The sequence below is a fragment of the Leifsonia shinshuensis genome, assembly GCF_013410375.1.
Lineage (GTDB): Bacteria > Actinomycetota > Actinomycetes > Actinomycetales > Microbacteriaceae > Leifsonia > Leifsonia shinshuensis.
In genome coordinates this window covers 1,223,125-1,239,470 of record NZ_JACCFL010000001.1, presented here as the reverse complement: position 1 = coordinate 1,239,470, position 16,346 = coordinate 1,223,125, and the positions used below count along the sequence as shown (strand labels likewise).

The window sequence follows — 16,346 nt, the reverse complement described above, 5'->3', positions numbered from 1 at the left end:
GCTCAGCTGAAGATGGCCCACTCTGCGCGGTCGAGCCGGACGTTCGCGCCCTGGATGACGAGATACCAGTAGCACTCGTCGCGGTGCACGTACTCGCCGAGGATCGTGGCGAAGCACCAGTCGCCGTCCACCCGGCTCCAGTGGATCAGCGAGATCGACTGCCCGTGCCGCAGGTACGGGACCGCGGCGAAGTCGTCGCGGGAGAACGCGGACGACCGATGCAGCCGTTCCGCATCCGGGGTGCTCATGCGGCAACGATGCCCCCGGTCGGACGCGGCGGACAGGGACCAAAGTCACGTGGGCCGCTCAGGCCTGCGGCACCGGCTCCAGCCGGACGATCACCGCCTTCGACACCGGGGTGTTGCTCCCCGTCGCCGCGCTCTGCAGCGGCACCAGGACGTTCGCCTCCGGGTAGTACGCCGCCGCGCAGCCGCGCGCGGTCGGGTACGACACCACACGGTAGTTCGGGAGGACGCGGTCGACCCCGTCGGACCACTCGCTGTGGATGTCGACGCGCTGGCCGTCCGTCAGGCCCAGCTCGAGCAGGTCGTCCGGGTTGACGAAGATCACGTCGCGGCCGTTCTTGATGCCGCGGTAGCGGTCGTTGAGGCTGTAGATCGTCGTGTTGAACTGGTCGTGCGAGCGCAGGGTCTGCAGGATCAGCCGGCCCTCCGGGCGCTCCAACGGCTCCAGCTCGTTGACCGTGATCATCGCCTTGCCAGTGGCGGTGTCGAAGCGGCGCTCGTCGCGCGGGCCGTTCGGGAGGACGAAGCCGCCCTTGCGGCGCACGTCCGCGTTGAACGTCTCGAAGCCGGGGACCACGCGGCTGATGTGGTCGCGGATGACGTCGTACTCCGCCTCGAAGCCGGCCCAGTCGATCCCGTGCCTGTCGCCGAGCGTCGCCTGCGCGAGCCTGCAGACGATCGCCACCTCGGACAGCAGCCCGGGCGCGACCGGCGGGATCTTGCCGTGCGTCGCGTGCACCGCGCAGACGCTGTCCTCGACGGACAGGAACTGCGGGCCTCCGGCCTGGAGGTCCACCTCGGTGCGGCCGAGCGTCGGCAGGATCAGCGCCTCCTCGCCGGTCACCACGTGCGAACGATTCAGCTTGGTGGAGACCTGCACGGTCAGCCCGGCGCCGCGCATCGCCGCCTCGGCGGCGGCGGTGTCGGAGATCGCGGCGACGAAGTTGCCGCCCATCGCGAAGAACACGTCGATGTCGCCGCGCTGGAGGCCCGCGAGCGTCTGCAGCGCGTCGAAGCCGTGGGCGCGCGGCGGGTCGAAGCCGAACTCGGCCTGGAGGGCGTCGAGGAACGTCGACGGCATCTGCTCCCAGATGCCCATCGTCCGGTCGCCCTGCACATTGCTGTGCCCGCGGATCGGGGAGGCGCCGGCGCCGGGCTTGCCGATGTTGCCGCGCAGGAGCAGCAGGGTCATGAGCTCCTTGAGCGTCGCGACCGCGTTCTTCTGCTGGGTGAGGCCCATCGCCCAGGTGATGATGACGCGGTCGGAGCGGATGTAGAGGTCGGCGAGGAGGTCGATCTCCTCCAGCGTGAGGCCGGTGGCCTCCAGCACGGTGAAGTCGTCGAGTGTCGCGATGTGCGCGCGGAACTCCTCCAGCCCGAGGGTGTGCTTCGCGAGGAACTCGTGGTCGAGAACGGTGCCGGGGGCGGCGTCCTCCGCCTCCAGCACGCGCTGCGAGACGGCCTGCAGGAGGGCCATGTCGCCGCCGGAGCGGATCTGCAGGAAGTGGTCGGCGATCTGCGTGCCCCGGCCGATGATTCCGCGCGGCTTCTGCGGGTTCTTGTAGCGGATCAGCCCGGCCTCCGGCAGCGGGTTCACCGCGACGATGGTGGCGCCGTTGCGCTTTGCCTCCTCCAGCGCGGTCAGCATGCGCGGGTGGTTCGTGCCCGGGTTCTGGCCCATCACGATGATGAGGTCGGCCTTGCCGAAGTCGTCGTATGCGATGGTCGACTTGCCGATGCCGATGGTCTCGCTGAGCGCGGTGCCGGTCGACTCGTGACACATGTTCGAGCAGTCCGGGAGGTTGTTGGTGCCGAACGCGCGCGCGAACAGCTGGTAGACGAAGGCCGTCTCGTTCGCCGTGCGGCCGCTGGTGTAGAACGCGGCCTGGTCGGGCGACGACAGGCCGTTCAGCCGTTCCGCGATGAGCGCGAAGGCCTCGTCCCAGCCGATCGGCTCGTAGTGGTCGGCCCCGGCCGGCTTGTGCACGGGCTCCACGAGGCGGCCCTGCATGCCGAGCCAGTACTCCGACTTGTCGAGCAGGCTGGTGAGCGAGTTCTGGGCCCAGAAGCTGGTCGGGACGGTGATCGGCGTGGCCTCCCAGGTGACCGCCTTGGCGCCGTTCTCGCAGAACTCCAGGATGTTGCGGTCGCCCGGGTCGGGCCACGCGCAGCTCATGCAGTCGAAGCCGTCCTTCTGGTTGATCGCCGTCATCAGCTTGGCGGTGCGGGTCGGTCCCATCTCGCGGATGGCCGGCTCCATCGAGTGCAGGATGGCGGGCACCCCGACGGCCCAGGTCTTGTTGTGCCCGACTTCGAGGTCGGGGTACTCGTTGCCCGGGTTGACGTCCGTGTCGTGCATCAGGCCATCGCTTTCTGTTCGGAGGGCGACTGTTCGGAGGGCGACTGTTCGGAGGGCGCCGGCTCGGCGGGCGCCGGTTCGGTGACCACGATGCGCTCGGCGCCGGAGTAGACCACCATCGACGAGCCGCGGAGGAACCCGACCACGGTGAGCCCGAGCTCCCGGCCGAGGTCGACCGCGAGCGACGACGGCGCGGAGACCGCCGCCAGGATCGGGATGCCGGCCATCGACGCCTTCTGGACGAGCTCGAAGCTGGCCCGCCCCGACACCATCAGGACGGTGCCGCTCAACGGGAGCCGGCCCTCCTTGAGCGCCCAGCCCACGACCTTGTCGACGGCGTTGTGCCGGCCGACGTCCTCGCGCAGGACGAGCAGCGCCCCGGTCGCCGCGTCGAACAGCGCGGCCGCATGGAGGCCGCCGGTCTTCTCGAACATCGCCTGGCCTTCGCGCAGCCGGTCCGGGAGGGTGGTCAGCAGCTCGTCGGCGACCCGGACCGGGTCGGCGTCGACCGGGTAGGCGGAGCGGGTGCGCACGGCGTCGATGCTGGCCTTGCCGCACAGCCCGCACGAGCTCGTCATGTAGAAGTTACGGTCGAGGCTCGGGTCCGGGCGCGGGACACCCGGCGCCAGGGTCACATCGAGGACGTTGTAGGTGTTCTCGCCGTCGACGGCGCCGCCCGCGCAATAACGGATGGCGCCGAGCTGGTCGCCGTGCGAGATCACGCCCTCCGAGACGAGGAAGCCGGCCGCCAGGTCGAAGTCGCTGCCCGGGGTGCGCATGGTGATCGAGAGCGGCGTGCCCGCCACCCGGATCTCGAGCGGCTCCTCGACGGCGAGCACGTCCTCCCGGCGCCTGAGCGATTCGCCGACGACGATGCGACTGATCTGTTTTCGCGATGTCGTTCGACTCATGGTCCAGGCTTATCACGGCGTAGCGTGAGACCGGAACGGAATGCCCGCAGTGGGTCATTCGAATACTGCGGGAAGAGGATCGGGAATGGGCATAGCGCCGTGGGCGGGCCTGGCACGGTGACCGGGAACGGCGGACGGCCGTCCTGGCACGAGGCCCGGGCCATCGCCGCGGCGGCGGGGAGCGCGCCGGCGGCGGGGAGCGCGCCGGCGGCCGGGAGCGCGCTGGCGCCGGAGAGCGTCCCGCTGCACGCGGCGATCGGACGGCGGCTGGCGGCGGACCTCGTGACGCCGATCGACCTCCCCCACTTCGCCTCGGCGGCGATGGACGGCTGGCTGGTCGCCGGCGACGGGCCGTGGACGCTGGTGGACCACTCCCCCGGGCGCGGGCAGGCGTCCCCGATCGTCACGGGCGCCCTCGTCCCGGCCGACGCGTTCGCGGTGCTCCGCAGTGAGAGCGGGGAGGTCGCCGGCGGGACGCTGCGCTCGACCGTCGCCGGCGAGCCGAGGCCGGGCCACCACATCCGCCGGCCCGGCACGGAGGCGCTGCGCGGCGAGCGGCTGATCGGGGCGGGCACGCCACTCAACCCGGCGCACGTCGCGCTGGCGGCGGCCACGGGCGCCGACGAACTGCTGGTGGCCGCCGTCCCGTCCGTCGCGCTCGTGCTCACCGGGGACGAGGTCGTGACCTCCGGCGTCCCGGCGCCCGGGCGCGTGCGCGACAGCTTCGCCGTGCAGCTCCCCGCCCTGATCGGGATGCTCGGCGGCCGGGTGGCCGGCACGGCGCGCGTGCCCGACCGGCTCGACGACACGGTGGCGGCTCTGCGCGACGCCGACGCCGCCCTGATCGTGACGACCGGAGGCACCGGCACGTCGTCGGCCGACCACCTCCGCGACGCGCTCCGCACCCTCGGCGCCCGCCTGCTGGTCGACGGCGTCGCGATGCGGCCGGGCGGCCCGACGCGGATCGCCGAACTGCCGGACGGCCGGCTCGTGGCCGCCCTCCCGGGCAACCCGCTCGCCGCAATGGTCTCGGCGATCACGCTCGTGGAGCCCCTGCTGGCCGGGCTCGCGGGGCGCCCTCCCGAGCCGGTGCGCACGGTGCGCGGGGCCACGGCCGAGGGGCGCGCGGGGTCGACGGTGCTCGTGCCCTACACCGAGATCGACGGTCGCGCGCAGGTCGCGGCGTGGCGCGGCGCGGCGATGATGCGCGGGCTCGCCGGGGCGAGCGGGATCCTCGTGGTGCCGCCGGAGGGCGTGCGCGACGGGGAGGACGCGGAGAGCGTCCCCGTCCCGTGGCGCGTGGTGGCCTGAGCACCCCGCCCACAAGCGCACAGGGGCCGCGACACGCCGTTGACGCGTGGGCTTAGCGGCGTGTTGCGACCCCTGTTCAGACGGCGGTGCGGGCCGCGTCCAAGCGCTTCCGGCCGGACGGATTGCGTGAGCACGTCGTCTGTTCGCCAAGCTGGGATACGGTGGCAGCTGCCGGAAGGAGAGCAGATGGACGAGCCGATCGGGACCGCCCGAACCACGGACAGCACCGAGCCCGAGACCACCGAGCCCGAAGCCAGGGAAGCCGAGGTCGCGGCGGTCGAGGTCCCGGAGCCCGAATCCACCGAGATCACCTACGACGAACAGCTCTACCCGGCCCGGCCCCGCCGGCTGCGCCCGCGCGCCAACCTGCGCGGCGGCAGCATCCGCCGCACCGTCTCCGACCCGCGCGCGGCCAACGGCCTGAACCCCGCCTACGTGCAGTGGCTGGTCCGCCAGTCGATGCTGAAGGACGCCGACGTGCTCAGCCGGCAGCTGTCCGGCTCGCCGAGCATGTGGCGCAACCCGTACGCGCGGCCCGACGCCCGCCGAGCGGTGTCGACCTCCGACGTGTGGTTCACGGCCTACCCGATCTCGCTCATCACCCGGCGGGACCAGAGCTTCCTCGCCGCGCTGGCCGACCCGGAGCTGTGGACGGCGTTCCAGCGGATCGGCATCAATGGCGTGCACACCGGTCCGGTGAAGCGGGCCGGCGGCCTGCGCGGCTGGCAGGAGACCCCGAGCGTCGACGGCCACTTCGACCGGATCGGCACCCAGATCGACCCGATCTTCGGCGACGAGGAGACCTTCCAGCGGATGACCGACGTCGCCGAGGAGCACGGCGGCGTCGTCATCGACGACATCGTGCCCGGCCACACCGGCAAGGGCGCCGACTTCCGCCTCGCCGAGATGGCCTACAAGGACTACCCCGGCATCTACCACATGGTCGAGATCCCGCCGGAGGAGTGGGACCTGCTGCCCGAGGTCCCCGAGCACCGCGACTCGGTCAACCTCGACGCCGCCACCGAGGCCGCCCTGGCCGAGCGCGGGTACATCATCGGCGAGCTGCAGCGCGTCATCTTCTACGCGCCCGGCGTCAAGGAGACGAACTGGAGCGTCACCGCGCCGGTCGTCGGCGTCGACGGCGTCACGCGCCGCTGGGTCTACCTGCACTACTTCAAGGAGGGCCAGCCGTCGGTCAACTGGCTCGACCCGACCTTCTCCGGCATGCGCCTGGTGATCGGCGACGCCCTCCACTCGCTCGGCGACCTCGGCACCAGCGCGCTGCGCCTGGACGCGAACGGGTTCCTCGGCGTCGAGAAGAGCGCGGAGGGCCTGCCCGCCTGGTCGGAGGGCCACCCGCTCTCGCACGCGGCCAACCACGTCATCGCCGGCATGGTGCGTAAGGTCGGCGGCTTCACCTTCCAGGAGCTCAACCTGACGGTGGAGGACATCCGCGACACCGGCGCGGTCGGCGCTGACCTGTCCTACGACTTCATCAACCGGCCCGCGTACCACCACGCCCTCGCGACCGGTGACACGGAGTTCCTGCGGCTCACGCTGCGCACGTCGCTGGAGCTCGGCGTGGAGCCGGCGAGCCTGGTGCACGGCCTCCAGAACCACGACGAGCTGACCTACGAGCTGGTGCACTGGGCGACGCTGCACAAGAACGACCTGTACCCGTTCCGGTACCAGGAGCTGACCGGCGGCGAGCTGGCCGAGCTGATCCGGTCGGAGCTGGTGGAGAAGCTGACCGCGCCCACTGCCGACTACAACCTGGTGTTCACCACGAACGGGATCGCCTGCACCACGGCCTCCCTCATCGCCGCGACGCAGGGCCACGCGACGCTCGACTCCATTACGGAGGCGGACATCCCGGCGATCCGCGACGCGCACCTGCTGCTGGCCGCGTTCAACGCCTGGCAGCCCGGCGTCTTCGCTCTGTCGGGCTGGGACCTGCTGGGCGCGCTCACCCTCCCCCGCGAGCAGGTCGCCGACCTGATCGCGGACGGCGACACCCGCTGGATCGAGCGTGGCGCGCACGACCTGCTGGGAGTCGCTCCGGAGGAGGAGCGCTCGGCGTCGGGGATGCCGCGGGCCCGCTCGCTCTACGGCACGCTGCCGGAGCAGCTCGCCCGCCCCGACTCGTTCGCCAGCGGGCTGCGCGACCTGCTGCGGATCCGCTCCCGCTACGGGATCGCGACAGCGCGCCAGGTGGACGTGCCCGACGTCGCCCACCCCGGGATGCTGGTCCTCGTGCACGAGCTGGAGACGCTGGACGAGCACGGCCTCCCGATCGTGCAGCTGTCGGTGCTGAACATGAGCGCAGAGGCGGTGGACGGCACGATCCGCTCGGACGCGCTGCCGCTCGGCGCGACCGTGATCGACGCCGGGGACGACAGCGAGCTCACGACGGTCGACAACCTCAGCAGCTTCCCGCTGAGCATCGGCCCGTACGGGGTGCGGTTCCTGGTGCTGCGTCGTCCGGAGGTGTGAGGCCGAGGGTGGTGTGATTTAATCTGCGTATGCGCGCAGATAAGCCGATATTCGGCCACCTCCCCGACAGCCAGTTCGTCGAGCTCGCGGTGGAAGTGTTCGGGATGCTCGCCGACCCCACCCGGGTCCGGATCATCCTCGCACTCCGCGACGCAGGCGAGCTGTCGGTGAACCACCTCGCGGACATCCTCCACAAGCAGCCGGCGGCGGTTTCCCAGCACCTGGCGAAGCTGCGGCTCGCCCGCATCGTGGCCACGCGGCAGGACGGCCAGCGGGTCTTCTACCGGCTGGAGAACGAGCACGCGAGCCGGCTCGTCACGGACGCGATCTTCCAGGCGGAGCACTCGCTCGGCGGCACCCCGCGGCACCACCTCGCGGAGGCGGCCGAGACGGACGCGCCCGCGGCTGAGCCACCCGCCGAGGAGGCGTCAGCATGAGCAGCGGGACGCAGGCGGGGCACGGGCATCCGCACGGGCATGAGGACGAGCACGAGCATGAGCACGAGCACGAGCACGGGCACGACCACGACCACGGGCATGACCACGAGCACGGGCATGACCACGACCACCACCACCCGACCGGCTTCAAGGGCTTCCTCTACGGCCTCTTCGTCCCGCACTCGCACGACGCCGCGGACTCCATCGACGACGCGCTGGAGGCCAGCACCGAGGGCGTGCGCGCGCTGAAGATCAGCCTGTTCGTGCTGCTCGGCACGACGCTGCTCCAGGCCGTCGTGGTCGCGCTCAGCGGGTCGGTCGCACTGCTCGCCGACACCGTCCACAACTTCTCCGACGCGCTGACCGCCGTGCCGCTCTGGGTGGCGTTCGTGCTCGGCCGCCGGGTCGCCTCCCGGCGCTACACCTACGGCTACGGCCGCGCCGAGGATCTCGCCGGGCTGTTCATCATCGCCGTCGTCGCGCTGTCCGCGATCGTCGCCGCCTGGCAGTCGATCGACCGGTTCTTCCACCCGCACCCGCTGGAGAACCTCGGCTGGGTGGTCGTCGCCGGCCTGATCGGCTTCGCCGGCAACGAGGCGGTCGCGATCTACCGCATCCGCGTCGGTCAGCGGATCGGCTCCGCAGCCCTCGTCGCCGACGGCGTCCACGCCCGCATCGACGGCTTCACTTCGCTCGCCGTCGTCATCGGCGCGGTCGGCGTCATGCTCGGCTTCCCGCTCGCCGATCCCATCGTCGGACTGCTGATCTCCGCCGCGATCATCGTGCTGCTGTGGGGCACGGTCCGCAGCATCGGCCGCCGCCTGCTCGACGGCATCGAGCCGGAGCTGGTCGGCCGGCTGGAGCACGCGCTCGAAGACACCCCCGGCGTGACCGCCGTGCCGCGCGTGCAACTCCGGTGGGTCGGCCACCGGCTGCACGGCAGCGCACGCCTGGCCGTCGACGCCGCGACCCTGGCCGACGCGCAGCGGATCACGGCGGCGGCGCGGGCGCACGCGGCGTCGCACCTCCGCAACCTGGACGAGCTGAGCCTCGAGCTCGTCCCCGCGGCCGACGCGGCGCGATGACCGAAGCGCAGCTCGACAGCGTCACCCGCCGCCGGCTGATCCGCTTCGGCATCGGGCTGGAGGCCGTCACGCTCGGCTGGAACGTGGTCGGCGTTGTGGTTCTGGCCGTCCTCGCCTACACGAGCGCGTCGGTCGCCCTGCTCGGCTTCGGCCTGGACAGCCTGATCGAGATCTTCGCGAGCGTCGTCGTCATCTGGGAGCTGACCGGCGCCGGCGAGCGCCGCCAGCGACTGGCGCTGCGCCTCATCGGCGTCGCGTTCGTCCTGCTGGCCGCCTACCTCCTCGTCCAGGCGGTCGTCGCGCTGATCGCCGGCCACCGCGCCGCGCCGACCCCGGGCGGCGCCGGGTGGACGGCCGTGACCGCGCTCGTGATGTTCGCACTCGCCTTCGGCAAGGCCCGCACCGGCCGCCGGCTCGGCAACCCCGTCCTGATCACGGAGGGCCGCGTGACCCTGGTGGACGGCATCCTCGCGACCGCCGTCCTGGTCGGCATCCTGCTCGACGGTCTGTTCGGCTGGTGGTGGGCGGACCCGGCCGCGGGGCTGGTGATCGTGGCGTACGCGGTGCGCGAGGCCGTGGAGATCTTCCGGGGCGGAGAGGACCACCCGGCCGAATAGGACCGCCGCTGGAGCGGCCCCCTCAGCCGGGCGGCCGGTTCAGCGGACGATCTTGAAGTTGAACGCCGCCGTGCCGAGGGTGCCCATCAGGCGCAGCCAGATCGGGAGGAGCATCTCCGTCCCGCGGGCGGCCGTGAGGTCGCCGAGGTCGATGACGTCGGCGTGCCCGAGCTCGCGGAGCAGACCGGTGGTGACGGCCTTGGCGTCGGCGTCGTCCCCGGCGACGAACAGGGTCCCGGGGTCGCTCAGCGCCGACGGGTCGGCCATCAGCCCGGCGTTGAGGGTGTTGAGCGCCTTGACGACGCGGGCGTCCGGGTAGGCGCGCTGGAGCTGCTCGGCCAGCGAGTCGGTGTCCTTGACGAAGAGCGTCGGGGGCATCCCCTTGCTGAAGTCCAGCGGGTTGGCGATGTCGACGATCACCTTCCCGGCCAGGTTCGCGGCGCCGGCGAGGGCGAGGACGTCGAGGGAGGCCCCGCCGTTGGTGGCGTTGAGGATCACGTCGGCCCCGGCGGCCGCGTCGGCGAACGTCGCGACGCCGACGCCCGGGTGGCGCTGCGCCCACGCGGCGAAGGTCTCCCCGCTCATCCGGTCGGGCTCGGTGCGGGCGAGCGTCGCCTCGGGGTCGCGGGTCCCGACCGTGACGGTGTGGCCGAGCTCGCTGAGCCGGGCGGCGAGGGTGCGGCCGACGACTCCGGTTCCGAATGCGGCGATGTTCAAGAGGTCTCCTCGAGTGGTGTGGTGGCGGGCTCGTGGCCGGCGCCAGAATGTGACGGATCGTTCACATACAGCTTGTGACGGATCGTTCCGTCTGTCAAACTGGATGCGGACACTCTCAGACACCGCAGGAAGGGGCCGCCCGTGACGCGCCGCACCGCAGAGGAGAACCGGCAGGCCGTGCTCGGCGTCGCGACGCGCCTCTTCTACGAGCGCGGCATCCGCGCCGTCGGGATGGACACGGTCATCCGCGAGGCCGACATGGGCAACGCCACCGTCTACCGGGCGTTCCCGAGCAAGGACGCCCTGGCCACCGCCTATGTGCAAGGCTGCGCCGACGGGTGGTTCGACCGGATGAACCACGCGATGGAGTCGGCCGCCGACCCGCGGGAGAAGCTCGCCGCGGTCTTCGAGGCGCTCGCACAGGAGACCAGCGGCGCCGGCTACCGGGGCTGCCCGATGCTGAACACGAACACGGAGTTCCCGGAGGGCGACCACCCGGCCCACCTCGTCTCGGTCCGGCACAAGCAGAGCGTCAGGGACTTGTTCCGCGCGCTGGCCGTGGACGCCGGGATCGCCGACCCCGACCAGCTCGCCGACGAGTTGCTGATCGTCCTCAACGGCGCCTACGCGACCGCCGCCGTCCTCGACGGAGCGCGGTTCGGCGCGCGCTCGGCCGCGCTCGCGCGCAGGCTCATCGACGCGGCCTGACTCCGGCCTTCTCCGCCGACCCGCCTCCCGCGGGCCTTTCGGCCCTGCACTGCATCCGCGCCGGCCGCGAGGCTGGGACGCGCGGAGGAGCCCGAGCATCGGAGGAGTCATGCAGCGCTGGATCCGGGTCGCCCTGAGCGTGCTGTGCGCAGCGGTCGGGGTCACCGCCATCGCCGGCGGAGCCGCGCTCGTCGTCGGCGCCACGACTTCGTCGACACTCGGCGGGGCCGTTCCCGACCGTGCCTTCCTCGGCGGCAGCCCCTTCCCGTCCTACCTGGTGCCCGGGCTGCTGCTCGCACTCGTCGTGGGCGGGACGCAACTGGCCGCCGCGTTCCTCGTCTGGCGAGCGTCCCACACCGGGACGGTCGCGGCGGCGGTGGCGGGCTTCGGGCTCCTGATCTGGATCTTCGTGCAGATGGTGTTCATCCCGTTCAGCGCACTGCAGGCGGCGTACTTCGCCGCAGGACTGACGGAGCTGGGACTCGTCCTGCTCGGGCTCGGGCTGGTCGGGCGGCGCGAGCAGGACCGCGGCGGCAGGGCGGCGGCGCTGTGACCGCGACCCTCCGCTTCCTCGGCGCCACCGACACCGTGACCGGGTCGCGCTACCTGGTCGAGTCGCAGGGCCGGCGCGTCCTCGTCGACTGCGGCCTGTTCCAGGGCTACAAGGTGCTGCGCGAGCGCAACTGGCGTCCGTTCCCGGTGGAGCCGTCCAGCATCGACGCCGTCGTCGTGACGCACGCCCACCTCGACCACACCGGCTACCTGCCCGCGCTGGTCCGCGACGGCTTCCGCGGCCGCATCCACGCCACGCACGGGACCGCCGAGCTCAGCCACCTGATCCTGCCGGACAGCGGCCGGCTCCTCGAGGAGCAAGCGGAGTTCGCCGCGCGGCACCACAGCTCCAAGCACGCGACGCCACTCCCGCTCTACACCGAGAAGGACGCCCTGGCCGCGCTGGACCGGTTCGAGCCGCACCCCTTCGACGAGGAGCGCGAGGTCGCCGGCCTCACCGCGCGCTTCGTCCCGGCCGGCCACATCCTCGGCGCCGCGCAGGTGCTGCTGCAGGCCGAGGGCGCCCGGCTGCACTTCACCGGGGACCTGGGCCGCCCGGACGACGCGCTCATGCTGCCGCCGCGGCCCCTGGAGGCGACCGATCTGCTCGTGTGCGAGTCGACCTACGGCGACCGCCTCCACCCGGACACGGACCCGGCGTGGCCGCTCGGCGAGATCGTCCGGAACGTCTGCAGCCGTGGCGGCGTGGTGATCCTGCCCGCGTTCGCGGTCGGCCGCGCCGAGACGCTGCTCCTGCACCTCAGCCGACTGCGCGCGCGGCACGCCATCCCGGACGTCCCGGTCTTCCTCAACAGCCCGATGGCCGTCGACGCCGCCGAGATCTACGCGCGCCACCCGGAGGAGCACCGGATCCGGCCGGCCGAGTTCGAGGCGATGTACCGGCTGGCCACCCTCGTGCGCACGGTCGACGACTCGAAGCTGCTCAACCTGCGCGGCGGCCCGGCGATCATCATCTCCGCGAGCGGGATGCTGGAGGGCGGCCGGGTGCTGCACCACATCGCCGCCTACGGCTCCGACCCGCACAACGCGATCGTCCTGACCGGCTTCCAGGCGGGCGGCACCCGCGGGGACGCGCTGCGCCGCGGCGAGCGCAGCCTGCGGATCTACGGTCGCGACATCCCGATCCGGGCGCAGGTGCACGTGCTGGACATGCTCTCCGCGCACGCGGACGCCGGGCAGATCGTCGACTGGCTGCGCACGGCCCCCGCGCCACCGCGAGCGATGTACCTGACGCACGGGGAGCCGCACGCGGCGGACGCGCTGCGCGTGCGGGTGCGGCGCGAGCTCGGCTGGGAGGCGCGGGTGCCGGAGTTCGGGGAGACGGTCAGCTCGGCCGCGGCGAGCGGGTCGTGAACCGCGCCGCTCGCCGCGCCACGCGGAACGGGTACGCGCGCCGCCGCTCCTCCGGCGCCCGCGGCGCGCTGAGGCGCGCGTAGTACCAGACCTTCGCGAGCTCCACGAGGACCAGGTACACCAGCACCAGACCGACCAGGGCGAGGAAGAAGAGCGCGGGCAGCGGGGTGAAGCCCAGGACGCCGGCCAGCGGCGAGTACGGCAGCCAGGCGCCGATCGCGACGACCGCCAGCACGGAGACCGCCAGCGGCAGGGAGGCCCGGCTGCGGAGGAACGGCACCCGTCTGGTGCGGATGACGAACACGATGAGCGTCTGCGTCGCGATCGACTCGATGAACCAGCCGGAGCGGAATTCGGGCGGGGCCGCGTGGAAGGCGAAGATCATCAGGCCGAAGGTCGCGAAGTCGAACAGGGAGCTGATCGGGCCGAAGAGCAGCATGAAGCGGCGGATCGCGCCGATGTCCCAGTGCGACGGCGCCGCCAGCTGCTCCGCGTCGACGTTGTCGCTCGGGATGGCGAGCTGGCTGGAGTCGTAGAGCAGGTTGTTGAGCAGGATCTGCCCGGGCAGCATCGGCAGGAACGGCAGGATCACCGACGCGATCGACGCGCTGAACATGTTCCCGAAGTTGCTGGAGGTGCCCATCAGGACGTACTTGATGGTGTTCGCGAAGATCCGCCTGCCCTCGGTGACACCGTCCGCCAGCACGTCGAGGTCCTTGTCGAGCAGGAGCACGTCCGCCGCGTCCTTGGCCACGTCGACCGCCGAGTCGACCGAGATGCCGATGTCGGCGCTGTGCAGCGCCAGTGCGTCGTTGACGCCGTCGCCGAGGAAGCCGACCGCGCGGCCCTTCTGCCGCAGCGCGCGGATGATGCGCGCCTTCTGCTCGGGCGAGACCCGGGCGAAGATCGTGGCGGCGCGGGCGGCCTCCGCCAGTTGCGCGTCGTCGAGGGCGTCCACCGCCTCGCCGGTCAGCGTGCCCGCGGCGGGCATGCCGAGCTCGGTGCAGACGCGCTCGGCGACGACCGCGCTGTCGCCCGTCGCGATCTTGACGCCGACGCCGAGGCCGGCGAGCCGTTCCAGCGAGGCGCGCGCGTCGGGCTTCACGCCGTCCACGAACGCCAGGTAGCCGCGCAGCGTGAGACCGGTCTCGTCGTCGGCCGTCAGCGCGGTCAGACCGCCGGCCGGGCGGGTGGCGATCGCGATGACGCGGGAGCCGGCCGCGTAGAGCTGCTGCAGCGCCGCGGTCGCCGACGCGTCCACCTCCGCGCACAGCGGCAGGACGGACTCGGGCGCGCCTTTGACGACGACGATCGGCGCGGAGCCCGTCGCGGCGACCAGGGCGCCGGCCATGCGCCGCTCGTGGTCGAACGGCACGGCGTCCAGTCGGCGGTAGGCGGAGACGGGGGCTGCGGCAGCCTCCTCGCTCTGCCAGAGCGCGGCGTCGAGCGCGTTGAGACCGACGGTCTGCGGCGCGGCCGGGTCGACGTCGGTGGCGAGGAGGCCGAGCAGCAGCACCTCGTCGGCCTCCACGTCGTCCAGCGGCACCGAGCGGTCGAACACGATCCGCCCGGTCGTGAGCGTGCCGGTCTTGTCCGTGACCAGGAGGTCGAGGTCGCCGAGGTCCTCGATGCACACCATCCGCTTCACCAGCACGCGGCGCCGCGCGAGCGCGCGCGAGCCCGCCGCCAGGCTGGTGCTCACCACGGCCGGCAGCAGCTGCGGTGTGATCCCCACGGCGATGGCGAGGGAGAACAGCAGCGACTCGATGAGCGGCCGGCCGAGCAGCAGCGCCGCCACGAAGATCAGCGTCGTCAGGATGATCGCCACCAGCAGCAGGAAGGTGGAGAACTGGCCGAGCCCGCGCTGGAACTCGGTCTGCGGCTGCTGCGCGGTCAGCCCGACGGCGATCCGGCCGAACTCGGTCGAGCCGCCGGTCGCGACCACGACGCCCGTGCCGCCGCCGGCGTGGACGACGGTGCCCATCAGCGCGCAGCAGGAGAGGTCGCCGACGCCGGCGCCCGCCGCGACCGGCGCGACGGACTTCGCCGCGGCGTGCGCCTCGCCCGTGACGATGCTCTCGTCGCACTCCAGGCCATTGGCCTCCACGAGGCGCAGGTCCGCCGGGACGACCGCGCCGACGGACAGGACGACGAGGTCGCCGGGGACGAGCTCGGTGACATCCACGCTGCGGCGCACGCCGCCGCGCAGCACGATCGAGGTGTGCCGCAGCCGGTCGTGGAGCGCGTCGGCGGCCTGCTCCGCCCGGAACTCGTTGACGAACCCCAGCCCGACGCTGACCACCAGGATGACCGCGATGATGAGCGCCTCCGTCCCCTGTCCGACGAACGCGGAGACGATCGCCGTCGCGAACAGCAGGATGAGGATCGGGCTGCGGACCTGCCGCCCCAGCACCCGCCACGGGCGCGCGCGGTGACCGCGGACGGCGTTCGGCCCGAACCGGGCGAGCCGGGCGGCCGCCTCGGCGTCGGACAGGCCGGAGGCCGACGAGGCCTCCTCGGACAGCACGGCCGCTGCGTCGCGCGCGGCCGCGGCCCGGACCGGACTGATCGGCGCGGCGGCGACGACCGCCGTGCCCGGCGCCCCGGTCACTCGGCCTCGTGGTGCGCTCGTGCGATCACGACGGGGACGCGGACGTTCAGCAGCACGTCGTGGCCGACCGAGCCGAGCATGATGCGCTTGGCGCCGTGGCGATCGCGGGTTCCCACGACCAGCATTCTGCTGCCTTCCGCCGCCTCCACCAAGCCCCGGGCGGGCGGCGCCTCGACCGCGTCGGCGCGGACCTCGACCCGCGGCTGAAGCTCCCGCGCGCGAGCCGCGGCCTCGTCGAGGACGCGGCTCCGCCGTTCGTCGAGGGTGACGTCGGGCACGAACCCCGCCAGCAGCGGGTTGGCGGTGTAGCCGACGCAGACGATCCGCAGCGGTTCGCCGAGCGCCGCGGCCTCGTCCGCCGCGAACGCGACCGCGAGCTCGGCGGGCCGCTTGCCGTCCACGCCGGCCACGACCCCGGCTCCGGAGCCGTCCCAGCCGTGCGGGACGACGGCGACCGAACAGGCCGCGGTCGACGCGACGCGCAGATGCAGCGAGCCGGCGAAGCCGCTGTCGCGCTCCGAGCGCGAACGGGCGCCCAGCACCAGGAGGTCGGCGTCGCGGGAGGCCGACGTCAGCTCGGCGCCGACGTGGCCGTACCGGTAGCGCGTGCCCACCTCCAGACCCGGGGGCTGCAGCGGCGCGGGTTCGGGGCCGGTCAGGGCCGGCACCCGGGTCGACGCCGCCTCCGCGATGCGGAGGGCGGCCTCGCGCTCCCTCTCCAGCAGGGACTTCGCCGCGAGGACGAGCAGGTCGCTCGGGCCGTCCGCGTCGTCGCCCCAGGAATGCTCCAGCACGAAGACGAGCTCCAACCGGGAGCCGTCGCGGACCGCGCGTCGCGCCGCCCACTCCAGCGCGGCCCGGTGCTCGGCCCGGCCGTCGACGCCGACCATGATCGTCTCGGCCATCGCATCCTCCAGCCCTCGGTG

The 16,346-nt window shown here is 72.7% G+C and carries 14 protein-coding genes; 8 read left to right on the top strand and 6 right to left on the bottom strand.

Annotation, left to right across the window (positions count from 1 at the left end; all coding sequences use genetic code 11):
• Positions 1–2: 2 nt before the first annotated feature.
• The 3 genes from HNR13_RS06035 to fdhD are packed head-to-tail and all read right to left on the bottom strand — an operon-like array spanning position 3 to position 3,515.
• Complete coding sequence (locus tag HNR13_RS06035) at positions 3–248, bottom strand: hypothetical protein (protein WP_179604920.1); 246 nt, start codon at positions 246–248, stop codon at positions 3–5.
• Between the two features lie 58 nt (positions 249–306).
• The gene (locus tag HNR13_RS06030; protein ID WP_179604919.1) at positions 307–2,604 is read right to left on the bottom strand and encodes an FdhF/YdeP family oxidoreductase; all 2,298 of its coding nucleotides are present in this window, start codon (positions 2,602–2,604) and stop codon (positions 307–309) included.
• Positions 2,604–3,515 carry a formate dehydrogenase accessory sulfurtransferase FdhD gene (gene fdhD / locus HNR13_RS06025; protein WP_179604918.1) on the bottom strand — a complete coding sequence of 304 codons (912 nt, stop codon included), beginning with the start codon at positions 3,513–3,515 and terminating at the stop codon, positions 2,604–2,606. The genes HNR13_RS06030 and fdhD overlap by 1 nt, the downstream gene beginning before the upstream one ends.
• Before the next feature lie 117 nt (positions 3,516–3,632).
• Here fdhD and HNR13_RS06020 point away from each other — a divergent pair, with 117 nt between their 5' ends.
• The 5 genes from HNR13_RS06020 to HNR13_RS06000 all read left to right on the top strand — a co-directional run bounded on the left by HNR13_RS06020 (position 3,633) and on the right by HNR13_RS06000 (position 9,458).
• Complete coding sequence (locus HNR13_RS06020; protein ID WP_179604917.1) at positions 3,633–4,826, top strand: molybdopterin-binding protein; 1,194 nt, start codon at positions 3,633–3,635, stop codon at positions 4,824–4,826.
• Between the two features lie 186 nt (positions 4,827–5,012).
• Complete coding sequence (gene treS / locus HNR13_RS06015; protein WP_179604916.1) at positions 5,013–7,319, top strand: maltose alpha-D-glucosyltransferase; 2,307 nt, start codon at positions 5,013–5,015, stop codon at positions 7,317–7,319.
• Between the two features lie 29 nt (positions 7,320–7,348).
• A complete protein-coding gene (locus HNR13_RS06010; RefSeq protein ID WP_179604915.1) occupies positions 7,349–7,756 on the top strand; it encodes an ArsR/SmtB family transcription factor in 408 nt (135 codons plus the stop codon).
• Positions 7,753–8,841, top strand: coding sequence for a cation diffusion facilitator family transporter (locus HNR13_RS06005; protein ID WP_179604914.1), 1,089 nt, complete (start codon positions 7,753–7,755; stop codon positions 8,839–8,841). The genes HNR13_RS06010 and HNR13_RS06005 overlap by 4 nt, the downstream gene beginning before the upstream one ends.
• A complete protein-coding gene (locus HNR13_RS06000) occupies positions 8,838–9,458 on the top strand; it encodes a cation efflux transmembrane domain-containing protein (protein WP_179604913.1) in 621 nt (206 codons plus the stop codon). Before HNR13_RS06005 ends, HNR13_RS06000 begins: the two co-directional genes overlap by 4 nt.
• Before the next feature lie 39 nt (positions 9,459–9,497).
• Here the strand turns inward: HNR13_RS06000 and HNR13_RS05995 are convergent, their stop codons facing one another.
• Positions 9,498–10,175 (bottom strand): NADPH-dependent F420 reductase, encoded by a 678-nt coding sequence (locus HNR13_RS05995; protein ID WP_179604912.1) that lies wholly within the window; start codon positions 10,173–10,175, stop codon positions 9,498–9,500.
• Between the two features lie 141 nt (positions 10,176–10,316).
• Between HNR13_RS05995 and HNR13_RS05990 the strand changes: the two genes are divergently transcribed.
• The 3 genes from HNR13_RS05990 to HNR13_RS05980 all read left to right on the top strand — a co-directional run bounded on the left by HNR13_RS05990 (position 10,317) and on the right by HNR13_RS05980 (position 12,809).
• Positions 10,317–10,883 (top strand): TetR family transcriptional regulator, encoded by a 567-nt coding sequence (locus HNR13_RS05990; protein ID WP_179604911.1) that lies wholly within the window; start codon positions 10,317–10,319, stop codon positions 10,881–10,883.
• A gap of 109 nt (positions 10,884–10,992) precedes the next feature.
• On the top strand, positions 10,993–11,436 hold the full coding sequence (locus tag HNR13_RS05985) for a hypothetical protein (RefSeq protein ID WP_179604910.1): 444 nt from the start codon (positions 10,993–10,995) through the stop codon (positions 11,434–11,436).
• Entirely contained in the window at positions 11,433–12,809 is a 1,377-nt protein-coding gene (locus HNR13_RS05980; RefSeq protein ID WP_179604909.1) for an MBL fold metallo-hydrolase RNA specificity domain-containing protein, read from the top strand. Before HNR13_RS05985 ends, HNR13_RS05980 begins: the two co-directional genes overlap by 4 nt.
• Here HNR13_RS05980 and mgtA read toward each other — a convergent pair.
• Together mgtA and HNR13_RS05970 are read right to left on the bottom strand one after the other, a co-directional pair.
• Complete coding sequence (gene mgtA / locus HNR13_RS05975; protein WP_343063476.1) at positions 12,781–15,420, bottom strand: magnesium-translocating P-type ATPase; 2,640 nt, start codon at positions 15,418–15,420, stop codon at positions 12,781–12,783. The two genes, HNR13_RS05980 and mgtA, sit on opposite strands and share 29 nt — an antisense overlap.
• Positions 15,417–16,325 (bottom strand): universal stress protein, encoded by a 909-nt coding sequence (locus HNR13_RS05970; protein ID WP_179604908.1) that lies wholly within the window; start codon positions 16,323–16,325, stop codon positions 15,417–15,419. Before HNR13_RS05970 ends, mgtA begins: the two co-directional genes overlap by 4 nt.
• Between the last annotated feature and the right edge of the window lie 21 nt (positions 16,326–16,346).